This window comes from Paenibacillus ilasis, assembly GCF_043195395.1.
Lineage (GTDB): Bacteria > Bacillota > Bacilli > Paenibacillales > Paenibacillaceae > Paenibacillus_AQ > Paenibacillus_AQ lautus.
On record NZ_JBHDJG010000003.1, the window covers coordinates 88,296 to 99,599 of the forward strand.

The 11,304-nt window shown below is 50.6% G+C and carries 11 protein-coding genes; 3 read left to right on the plus strand and 8 right to left on the minus strand.

The annotated features are described in order from the left end of the window. Positions 1–71: 71 nt before the first annotated feature. From ACETK5_RS24645 to ACETK5_RS24675, 7 genes are all read right to left on the minus strand, one after another. A complete protein-coding gene (locus ACETK5_RS24645) occupies positions 72–956 on the minus strand; it encodes a carbohydrate ABC transporter permease (protein ID WP_100540769.1) in 885 nt (294 codons plus the stop codon). 13 nt (positions 957–969) lie between these two features. Then, on the minus strand, positions 970–1,851 hold the full coding sequence (locus tag ACETK5_RS24650) for a carbohydrate ABC transporter permease (protein WP_100540768.1): 882 nt from the start codon (positions 1,849–1,851) through the stop codon (positions 970–972). Between the two features lie 99 nt (positions 1,852–1,950). Continuing rightward, positions 1,951–3,270: an extracellular solute-binding protein gene (locus ACETK5_RS24655; protein ID WP_394058434.1), complete on the minus strand. Its 1,320-nt coding sequence runs from the start codon at positions 3,268–3,270 to the stop codon at positions 1,951–1,953. A 115-nt stretch (positions 3,271–3,385) separates the two neighbouring features. Further along, a complete protein-coding gene (locus ACETK5_RS24660) occupies positions 3,386–4,171 on the minus strand; it encodes a response regulator transcription factor (RefSeq protein WP_394058436.1) in 786 nt (261 codons plus the stop codon). After that, complete coding sequence (locus ACETK5_RS24665) at positions 4,143–5,939, minus strand: cache domain-containing sensor histidine kinase (RefSeq protein ID WP_326119835.1); 1,797 nt, start codon at positions 5,937–5,939, stop codon at positions 4,143–4,145. The genes ACETK5_RS24660 and ACETK5_RS24665 overlap by 29 nt, the downstream gene beginning before the upstream one ends. A gap of 179 nt (positions 5,940–6,118) precedes the next feature. Then, positions 6,119–6,379: a hypothetical protein gene (locus ACETK5_RS24670; RefSeq protein ID WP_394059084.1), complete on the minus strand. Its 261-nt coding sequence runs from the start codon at positions 6,377–6,379 to the stop codon at positions 6,119–6,121. Positions 6,380–6,666: 287 nt separating this feature from the next. Next, on the minus strand, positions 6,667–6,891 hold the full coding sequence (locus ACETK5_RS24675) for a helix-turn-helix domain-containing protein (protein ID WP_006208732.1): 225 nt from the start codon (positions 6,889–6,891) through the stop codon (positions 6,667–6,669). 290 nt (positions 6,892–7,181) lie between these two features. On the opposite strand from ACETK5_RS24675, the gene ACETK5_RS24680 reads away from it, so the two are divergent. The 3 genes from ACETK5_RS24680 to nagA are packed head-to-tail and all read left to right on the plus strand — an operon-like array spanning position 7,182 to position 9,973. After that, a complete protein-coding gene (locus tag ACETK5_RS24680; protein WP_127589561.1) occupies positions 7,182–8,057 on the plus strand; it encodes a MurR/RpiR family transcriptional regulator in 876 nt (291 codons plus the stop codon). Between the two features lie 3 nt (positions 8,058–8,060). Then, positions 8,061–8,789: a glucosamine-6-phosphate deaminase gene (nagB, locus tag ACETK5_RS24685; protein WP_100540762.1), complete on the plus strand. Its 729-nt coding sequence runs from the start codon at positions 8,061–8,063 to the stop codon at positions 8,787–8,789. After that, complete coding sequence (nagA, locus tag ACETK5_RS24690; protein ID WP_394058439.1) at positions 8,786–9,973, plus strand: N-acetylglucosamine-6-phosphate deacetylase; 1,188 nt, start codon at positions 8,786–8,788, stop codon at positions 9,971–9,973. Before nagB ends, nagA begins: the two co-directional genes overlap by 4 nt. Before the next feature lie 98 nt (positions 9,974–10,071). Here nagA and ACETK5_RS24695 read toward each other — a convergent pair whose 3' ends face one another. Then, positions 10,072–11,133, minus strand: a complete 1,062-nt coding sequence (locus ACETK5_RS24695; RefSeq protein WP_394058441.1) for a YhcN/YlaJ family sporulation lipoprotein — start codon at positions 11,131–11,133, stop codon at positions 10,072–10,074. Between the last annotated feature and the right edge of the window lie 171 nt (positions 11,134–11,304).

Sequence of the window (11,304 nt, forward strand, 5' to 3'; positions counted from 1 at the left end):
AGCCGCTCCAAGAAATCTCCTTGAAGCGGCTCGATATTTTTTTATCCGGAAATGGATGAGTTCTATGAAACTTAACCTTTCACCGAACCTGCAGCGATGCCTTCCACGATACGATCACTGAGGAACAGGAACATCAGCAGAATTGGCAAAATACTGATCATCAAGGTTGCGCCGATTGCACCCCAATCGGTTGTATATTGTCCGATAAAGTTTTGCACGCCGACGGTAAGCGTCTTGAACATATCCGAGCTGATGAACGTATTCACGAAAATAAACTCGTTCCAGTTGTAGATCATGTTAATGATCGCTGTCGTCGCCAGGACTGAGCCCGTCATCGGCAGCACGATCCGGAAGAAGACCCGGTGAACCGAGCAGCCGTCCATCACCGCCGCTTCTTCCACTTCCTTCGGCAGCGTGTAATAGAACCCGAGCAGAATCATAATCGTAATCGGCATATTGAATGCCACATACGACAATATCAAAGATATTGGATGATCGGTCAAGCCCACCTTGTTGAACATGCTGAACAGCGGGATCAAGGTGGAATGAACCGGAATCATCATGGCGACCATGAACAAGCCAAGGACAAAGGAACTGCCCTTCCATTTCATTCTCGTAATCGCAAAGGTAACGAGACTTCCCAATATGACCGTTAGCGCTGTTGCTGCGACGGTGATCCAGACGCTATTCAGAAAATAGACGCTGATGTTGCCGGCACTCCAAACCTTCTCGTAATTCTCCCAACGCGGATTCATCGGAAGGGACAGCGGAGGAAGATCGAATACTTCCTGATTGTTTTTTAATGAGAACAGCAGCAGCCATACGAGCGGGAACAGCTGGAATACGGCCACGCCGATCAGCACGACATACAGCAGTGTGTAACCCAGTTTGCCTCCCACTCCGTTGCCGGACCGGGCGCGCCCGTCTTGGAGCTGTCCTGTGGCTCCGGATATCATGAAGCATCCCTCCTTATGAATATTGGATCGTTTCTTTTGATGCCGTTAATTTCCGTATGATCCACGTTACGATCAGACAGATCACCAGCAGGAAGAACCCGATCGCGCTGCCGTAACCGAAATCATAAGCGCGGAAAGCCGTATGATACATATAGGACGCCATTACTTCGCTCGCGCCGTTAGGCCCCCCGTCCGTCATGACAAAGATGAGGTCGAAATATTTCAAGGAACCTACCACCGCCAGCACGATCGTAACCTTAATTACTTCCATGATGAGCGGAAGCTTGATCCGGAACGCAATTTGCAGAGAGGTTGCCCCGTCGATCTTGGCGGCTTCCACCAGCGATGCCGGGATGTTCTTCAGAGCTGCATAATAGATCAAGATATAAAAACCGGCATACTGCCACAGAATCGGAATGAACAATGCGAATAATACAAGCGACGGCTCAGCGAGCCATGCTGGCGGGTTCGTGATCCCGATGGATTCCAGAAAGCTGTTTACAATCCCGTTCGTCGGGTGATAAATGCGGAGCCACAGCTGCGCGATCGCAACGGAGGACAGCAGCATGGGTATGAGATAAATTTTACGGAACAGGTTGGCGCCTTTAATCTTGGAGGCCAGCACCATCGCCACGGCCAGATAGATAATCAGGCTTGCAGCCGAGAATACGGCTAATAGCAGGGAGTGCCATGCACTATCCCAGAACTTTCCGTCCTTAAGCAATGCCTGGTAGTTATCGAGTCCGATAAAGCTCATTGCACCGATACCGTTCCATTCGTTCAGTCCGTAATAGGCCGTCAATAGGATTGGAATATAGACGACGGCCATAATCACAAGCAGTGCAGGCAGTACATACAGCGCGATGATTTTTTTGTTGGACATCACTTTATCCAAAGTGTCCGACTCCTTTCTCCATATGGTCTAGAGGAAAGATTTATCCGGCATTGCTGCCGGATAAACCAGGATCCCGTTTCTTTGTTGTCCTAAAGAGTCTTAGTTACCTTTGGAGATCGCTGCATCATGCTCTTCGGAGAATTTGTCCGGGGTCACGGCTTTGCCGAAGAGCGCCTGGATCATGTTCAGATGTGTCTCGGCGGCATTCGCCTCCATCTGTACATCCGCGAACAGGGTGATACTGCTTGCTTGGTTCATTTCATCAAACAGATCGATGTACAGCTGCGGAAGCTCAAGCGTCGAGGTATCCACCTTCGTTGCCGGGATGACGCCGGCGCCTGTCACGGACTGCTCGCCCCACTTGGTTACGAAATACTCAACGAACTTCTTGGATTCTTCTTTCACCTTGGAGTTCTCTCCGATGAACAAGCCGACACCCGGCCCGCCTACCCAGCTGTTTATATCGCCTTTGCCGCCTTCAACCGTCGGGAATTTGAAGAACCCGACGCTGTCGCGGAATTCCTGCGGAATCTCTTCATTGGTCGTAAAGTTCGGCAGTTCCCAGGTACCCATCATGTACATGGCCGCTTTGCCGTTCAGGAATTCGGATTTCGCTTCCTCGTTGGACAAGCCGTTGAACCCTTTGACAAACGCATTGCCATCCACCAGCGATTGAACCTCGGCAGCTGCCTTTACAAGCGATTCATCCTTGAAGGAACTCGAACCGCTGATTGCGCTGGCCAGCGTTTCTTGTCCGCCGATTCGGTCTGCCAGGTACATATACCAGAGTGACCCGGTCCAGCGATCCTTGTTACCCAGTGCGATCGGAGCAATCCCTTTATCGGACAGCGTTTTCACGACATTCTTGAATTCTTCGTAGGTTTGCGGCACCTCCAGGTTATGCTGTTCGAATATCGCTTTGTTATAGTATACCGGCGCGATATTAAATTCGAGTGGAAGCGCATACGTTTTGCCGTCAATCGCATAAGCTTCGGTCGTGCCGGCTACGAACTTGCCATTAAGCTGACCGCCCAGCAAATCATCTACTGGTGCAAACAGGCTGCCTTCCACGTATGGTTTCAGGAATCCGGCTGCCCAGGTCACCCCTACGTCCGGAAGCTCGTTCGAGGCGGAAAGCACTTTCAATTTATTTTTGTATTGCTCATTATCCAGAACTTCCTGTTTGATCGTCACGTTCGGATTCTCTTTTTGATATTCTTCGATGATCTGATTCACGATTTTGTTCTGTCCTGCAGAAACACCTGCCGGCCATAAGTGCATGAAGTTCACCGTAACTTTATCGCCTTCGCTGCCGCTGTTGCCTGCATCTCCCGTGCTACTGTTGCTCGATCCACAACCAGCCGCAACCAGAGCGAGACACAATGTTAGAAGCAGAACCGTCCATTTTTTGTTGAACACGTTTACAACCCCTTTTCTAGTATGTTGTTCGCGTATTGAAACCGCTTTAATCAAATTTTATCAGTGAGGGGATGATAGTATAAGGTCATAATGATTGGGACTAATTCCACTTTTATTAGATTTCTTCTCCGCTATCGGATACGCTATGGCGATATTGACTCGGGCTTACTTCCTCAAGGTCACGGAACACTTTCACGAAATATTTTGCCGTTTGGTATCCTACCTTCTCCGCAATATCCGCGACAGGCAGCGATGTGCCCGCCAGCAGCTCCTTGGCCCGCTGCACCCTGCGGCGCGTCAGATATTCGCTGAAGGTGAGCCCGGTCTGCTCTTTGAACAGCACGCTGAAATAACTGGAGTTCAAATGAAGCACTTCGGCCACTTCCTTAAGCGATACCGGCTCCTGAAGATGCTGATCCACGTACTTCAGCGCTTCCTGCACCTGGATGCTGTAGCCTTTATCCTGCTGTGCCGCCTCCAGCAGCTTGGGATCCACCAGTTTCTCCATCCGCTCAATCCGATCTATTTTTTCCCGGCGTTCCAGGGCCGATTCGACCGCGGTTACCAGCTTCCGCTTATCCAGCGGCTTCAGAAGGTAATCCACGACGCCGTATTGCAGCGCTTTGCGGGCATAATCGAATTCCGAATAGCCGGATATGACGATAATGACAGGCGGGTGCTCCAGTTCATGCAATCGTTCAATCAGCTCCAGCCCCCCAATTTCCGGCATGCGGATATCTGTCACCACCAGATGCGCCACCTGCTGCCGCAGCCACTCCAGCGCCTCTACGCCGCTTGAAGCCGTCACGATTCTACAGCGACCCGACGACCACGCCTCCAGGGTCTTTCTTACCCCTTCCCTCGTTCTCGGTTCATCGTCCACGATCAGTATCGTTTTCATGTTTTTCTCCCTCCCCATCGTTCGCCGGAAAATCATTCGGAATTTGAAATGAGATCGTCGTTCCCTGACCCACCACGCTGTGAATACGCAGGCCGGCTTGCCCGGAAGCGTAATACAGCCGGATTCTTTGCTCTACATTGGCAATGCCGACACCGCTTTTTTTAGAAGATTCCGCGTATCCTTTTTCCATGGAGGAATATAGGGCTGCCACCGTCTGCTCGTCCATTCCGGGACCGTCGTCGGTAATCGAAATGACCGTATATCCCGGGTGATCGGAGGCGGTTGCCCTTACAATGACGGTGCCTGGCCCCAAACGCTGCTCAACCCCGTGCAGGATCGCATTTTCCACGATCGGCTGAATCAGCAGCTTCGGAATCGGCACGCTTTTGCTGGCTTCATCCGCCTCGATTTTCCAGGATAATCGGTCTAGCATCCGCATTTTCATAATCATCAAATAACGTTCGGCATGATCCAGCTCGTCCCTGACCGATACCCACTCATCCTCGTCTTTGCGGTTAATGACATAACGGAATAAGCCGGACATCGCGACCACGATTTGGGCCAGCTCTTCTTCGCCTTGATCATCCAGCGCCCAGTAAAACGCTTCCAATGTGTTAAAAAGAAAGTGCGGATTGATCTGCGCCTGCAGCGCTTTAAGTTCTGTACGGCTCTGAATGATCTCCTTCTGATACACGACCTCGATTAATTCGTTCAACGAATCCACCATCTGGTTGTACGAATTGTTAAGCTCGTTGATCTCCATCGTCTTCGAGGTGACGGCAATGGGCTTCAGCGTCCCCAGCCTTACGCCGCGCATGGCTTTAATCAGATTCAAAATCGGTCGGATGATCATCGTGGTCAGAATAAAGCTTAAGATCAGAAACAGCAGCGCGCCAACGCCCCCGGATACGATAATCGCGGTTCGCAGCACCGATATTCCCTCAGTCGTATAATCGACAGGCGTCAAGATGACCAAGTTCCAGCCCGTTGCCTCGGACTGTTTCTGTACGGCAATGTAGTCTTCATGGCCGACCGTAACCGTCTCCCCTTCGCGGTGCAAAACCTCTTTCGAATCCACCGGGGTAGCAAAATCCGACGAGATTTCATTCCCCGCCTGATCAAACAGTCCCATCGTTTCACGCGAATCGCTGCCCATGCCGCCAGTTGAATCCGCCAGCGCAAAATAGTCCTTCTCCAGCTTCACAAGCAAGTACCCGCCGTGGGCAAAGGAATGATCAATCAGCCGGATTCTCCGCACCGCTACCACCACATCCGGATCCCGGGGATCCTGACCGAACCATACCAGCTTCCCCATGCCTTGGTCTGCCGAAGCGATCCAATCGCCCCTAACCCGGCTGGTCAGACTTCCTTCATCCAGCGGAAACAGCCGCCGATAATCCTTCGTATATAACTCCAGCGACCGGATGCCCGTAGCGTAGGCTTCATATTTACGAACCTCCTGCTGCAAGGACTGCCGTTCGCCGAATGTAATCGGCTTACCTGCGGTCTCCTGCGCCAGAAAGCGCTGAACCGTTGCGTTCGTGGAGACTTGGGCCGTCAGCGTATCCACCTGCTTGAGCAGCGCATCCAGCTTACCGGTGGCCTGAACGGCCGTCTGCTGAATATGCTTCTCCGCACTGTTGCGCAGCAAAGCCGACACCTGATCATATACAAAAACCCCGACCAATGCCAATACGATAACCATCACCAGCATAAATCCAAGGAAGATTTGATTCCGCAGTGTATTCAGCCTGCCAAACCTGTTCAAGTTCTGCACTCCCTTTCGATTTGGAACTGTTATTCACTATACACAATCTTGTTGAAGTTAGGGAGTCCTCGCCGTTTTCGGAGAGCTTCAAAGCATATGTACTTTATGACTCAAAAAAAGAGGAGATGCGCAGATTAGTTTCCCCTCGCACTTCCTCTTGTATACCGCCGTGCATCTCACTATACGGGATATAATTCCTGGTGCCGTTCAAGCTCTTTTTTACAATCGGTGCACAGCCCTCTTACCGCACCGGAATCATCCGCATAAAAGATTAATTGGCGCTTGCGGTGGCATTTACTGCACGCTTGTCCATGCTGACCGCTGCGGGTTCGCGTTTTTGTTTTCAGATGGATAACATTACGATCACTTCCGCTTTTCTTGCGCCTGAACCGTACCAATACAAGAAGGACAACAACGGCTCCGCCCACCATCCCGATCATCCACTCCACGTTTATTTCACCTCCGACATGTGCAGGCTATTTGTACAAAATAGCTACAGAACGAACAGCAGATTTGTACTCCATGATCACGTATAAACGACGTGGCTACATTCAATTCCAACTACAAACATTTTAACATATCTCTATTTTTAATGGCGGCGCCTGCCCTTTCCCGATCTCAAATATAACCGGATTCCCGGAAGGAAAACACAAAAAAGCCTTCTCACTCCCGTTGCTACGGGAAGGAAGGCTTTCGCTGTGCTTTCGTTCATGCAACCGGCATGGTGTCAGATCTTCAACTCACCGAGTTTTATCAACTCAACGACAGCTTGCGAACGGCCCTTGACGTTTAATTTTTGCATGACATTGGAGATGTGGTTACGCACCGTCTTTTCGCTAATAAACAACTGCCCGGCGATATCGCGAGTCGTTTTGTCCTGCACTAGCAATTCAAAAACTTCGCGTTCACGGTGGGTTAACAAGAACTTACTGTTGTGGTCGGTCCCCTTCAATGGTGTCACCCCTCCTTGCCCGGGTATGTGTGGTCTAACAAGGGTAAGGGATACAGTCAACTCATCTTATGTAAGATCAAGGGGGAAGGTGCGAAAGAGTCGAACAATTTGGGCGATTGGCCTGTATTGGCGATTTTTGTCCTTGCTTCCTCTCGAAGGTTGGTCTATGATGAGGGTGTAAAAATTATTTTCTTTATTTTTTCATAATTTTAAAAATAATTTTCAGACTTGGAATCCCATTCGTTATGCCCAGGCAATAAGCTCACCGGGAACCTTGAAGGAGGCTTGTGATGACACCAATCTTGCATATTATTTCTGTCGAAAAGGAAAGTCTGCCCCGTCAGGAACGACGGCTTGCAGAGTTTATTTTGACAGCTCCATCCGAGATTGTGCATATGGGCATTAAAGATCTGGCAGAGCAGTGTGAGGTTAGCGCTGCCACCGTAACCCGTTTTTGTAAGAACTTTCAGTGTAAGGGGTATCCTGATTTTAAGCTCAAGCTCGCTGCCGAGATTGCTCATGCCGAAATGGCTTCACGCACGGGAAATACGCGCTATCAGGATATCGTTGCCGGCAACCCGCTTGCCGGCATCGTCGAGGCGATTGAATCCAATCATCTGACTTCGATACGGGATACGACAGAGCTGCTCGATCTGGGTCAGCTGGAGCGTGCCGTAGATGCCCTATGCCGCGCGAAGCGGATTGATCTGTACGGCGTGGCTACCTCTTCCATTGTGGCGCAGGATTTTTACCAGAAGCTGATCCGGATCGGCAAAAACTGCACGGCTTTCGCAGATTCCCATATGCAGATCACATCCGCCTCCACACTGACTTCAAGCGACGTTGCCGTGGCTGTTTCATACTCCGGCGAAACACCGGAGACCATCGATGCGTTAACTTGTGCCAAAGACGCCGGCGCCTTCACGATCAGTATCACATCGTACCGAAGCAGTGCCATCTCTGCGCTGGCAGACATTACACTGTATTCATCCTCGTTAGAGGAAGGAATGCGCCGGGGAGACATGGCTTCGCGTATCGCCCAGCTTCACATTATTGACATCCTGTTCATGGGTATGGCCAGTCGGGACTTCTCTACGTATGTTCCCCGTCTGGAGCAATCATATCTTAATGTTCAAAACTATCGCAAAAGCCGAGGAGGACAATAACCAATGAATATTTACACATTCCGCGATGAAGAACAATTTGTGCAAACAGGCGCTAATCTGATCTCGAGCCTGCTTCACACCAATCCGCGCGCCAAGCTGGGACTGGCAACAGGAAGCACGCCGGTCGGGCTCTATGCCAAGCTGATTGAAATGAACCGTCAAGGACTGGTCAGCTTCGCCCAGACCACAACGTATAATCTGGATGAATATGTTGGCCTTCCGGAGAACCATCCGGAGAGCTACCGCACCTTCATGAACGAGAAGTTCTTCAATCATGTGGACATCCAGATCGAACGGACCCATGTGCCGAACGGAAATGCTGCCAATCCGGAAGAAGAATGCCTGAACTACGATAAAATGCTGGAAGAATTCGGCCCTGTTGATCTCCAGCTTCTCGGACTTGGACATAACGGACATATCGGTTTCAATGAACCTGGTGAATCCTTAAGCGGCGGTACGCATGTGGTTGAGCTGCAAGAGAAAACACGTAACGCCAATGCAAGATTCTTCCCTACCCTGGATGATGTGCCAACCCATGCGATTACGATGGGCGTTGCCACCATCCTGAAAGCACGTCAAATCCTTCTCCTCGTCCGCGGTGAGGATAAGGCGGAAATTGTTCATCGCGCATTGAAAGGACCTATTACAACAGCGTGTCCGGCATCGCTGCTTCAATGTCATCCGAACGTGGTGGTCCTTCTGGATCAAGGCGCAGGGAGACTGCTGGTATGAGCGGCGAACGAAAAGATTCTGTCCAATTGCTGTATGGTCAAGTCCTGACGCCAAACGGCATCTGCGAAGACGGCGTGCTGGCAATTCAAGGAGAGGGCATTTCATACGCCGGTGATGCATCAGGACTCCCTGCCGATCTGAAGCAGGCGGCAACGGAAGTGATCCATCAACCGGATGGCTACATTATTCCCGGTTTTGTCGATATCCACGTACACGGGGGTAACGGCGAAGATTTCATGGATGCCACCAAGGATGTCCTGGATAAAATCACGTCGTTCCACAGCTCCCAGGGCACCACGGCCATGCTTGCTACCACGATGACGGCCCCTAAGGCAGCCATCGACCATGTGCTGCAAGAGGTTAACGACTACCGCAAGCAAGACATGCCTTACACAAGACTGGTAGGCGTACATTTGGAAGGCCCTTTTATCAGTCCAAAATGGCCTGGCGCACAAAATCCGGAGCATATCGTCCACGCTAATATTGATTGGCTGGAAGAGTGGGTATCCACTTACCCTGACCTGGTTCGCCAGGTGACACTTGCACCGGAGCGTGAGGGAGCCCTAGAAGCCATCGCTTGGCTGAACAATCACGGGATCGTGGCTGCTCTGGGGCATACGGATGCCACCTATGAGGAAGTCGAGGCTGCCGTGGAAGCAGGTCTTAGCCATGGCGTGCATACGTTCAATGCGATGACAGGATTGCATCACCGCAAGCCTGGCGTGGTCGGCGCGATGCTGAGTGACGATCGCTTAAGCTGCGAGATAATCGCTGACGGTATTCATGTTCACCCCGCAGCCATTCGGATTCTAGCCCGCATGAAGCAAGACGGAAATCTGATTCTGATTACCGATGCGATGTCCGCTACCGGTATGGCTGACGGCGAATATACGATTGGTGACCTGCCGGTTGTTGTCGAGAACGGCATCGCCACACTCAAGAGCAATAGAGACAGTCTGGCTGGCAGTACGCTGACGATGATTAAAGGCTTCCAGCTGTTGGTCCGAGAGGTTGGATTAAGCATTGAGCAGGCTTCCCGCGTCGGAAGCATAAATCCCGCTACAAAAATCGGCATCGCTGATCTTACAGGCTCTCTTGAAGCCGGCAAGCTTGCTGACGTTCTGTTGCTTTCAAGTGATCTAGAGCTTCAAGGGGTTTGGATTCAAGGACAACGCAAGCATTAATTTGATTGATTATTGCTTATATGGCAAACAAAGCAAAGGAGCTGCCTTTTTAGGGATAATTTCATTCCTAAAGGGCAGCTCCTTTTGGTGTAGAGGTTTTACCGGCTGTTCCGATTACCGCCAAACCAACCGTCATCCGTATCGTTTTTCATCAGGTTGCCGCGGGTATCGTTCATGCCGTCACGACCGCCAAGGTTCAGCGGAAATAAACGGTTAATCCATGTACCGAAATCGCGCGAAAGCGTTCCAACCGTGTTCGCTGCATTCCCGTCCGTTCCAAATCGATTAGCATGCTGATAAAAACCCTCATCCGTGGAAACATATACTTGACTGATATGTGGAGCGGTCTTGCGAATTTTGCTCGTAATCTCCTGACGTACATGTTGAGGTACCTCTTCACGATTGTTGCTCATCATGCCCATGTTATTATTGTTGGTTCCATAAGGAACGCCGTTGATGCCTGTTCCCATATAAGTGTTATTTGTCGTACCATTGGTTCCGTTAAGGTTATTGGTACCTGTGCCGTTAGTACCCATGAGTCCATTGGTGCGTGTTCCGTTCAACGTATTATAATTGCTGCCGCCAAATCCGCCATTGGTAGTGGTTCCGTTTACACCAAAGCCGCGGTTATCGGCATTACGGCCCAGGCCTGTTCCAAGACCCGTTGTATTGTCCACTGCACGTCTTGTATCATTTGCCATTCCTCGCAGAAGCCCCACGCTGCCTGTACCTGAAGTGCCAAAGGTACGGTTTCTGACATTCGTTGTGTTCGTGCCCGTCATCGTTCCGTCAGTGGCACGATTTGCTCCAGTGCTCATACCTGTCACATGACCGTTGATGTTGTTGGTGTTCATCCCATCCCTGGACAGCGATACATACGCATTGCGGTTCGTCACGAATACATGGGCTGTGCCTAAACCACTGATATCCGAAACTTTTCTCGACAGCGTTTTGCTGTATTTCAGGTTGGTCAGGTCATGCTGCTGCGTACTGCGGACATTCTGATTGTTACGTACGGAATTCACACCGATACGGCCACTGTCCACATTGTTCGTACGTGTCGTGTTGCCGTCATTGGCGTTACCGCATCCTGCTACTGCAGCCATACTGAGCAGCAATGCCGTGGAGACGGTCAGGTTGAGGGCCTTGGATTTAATCATGATTCATCCTCCATCTCTATAATGAGTGTATTAACATCGTATAGGATGACCTTGTGGCAGAGGTGGTATGCTGAAAGGTTTTAACATGGAAGATTACTGATGATCAAACCTAATTTTATGGACAAAAAAACACCGATTGGATCATTCGCATCCATCGGCGTTTTAATTCAT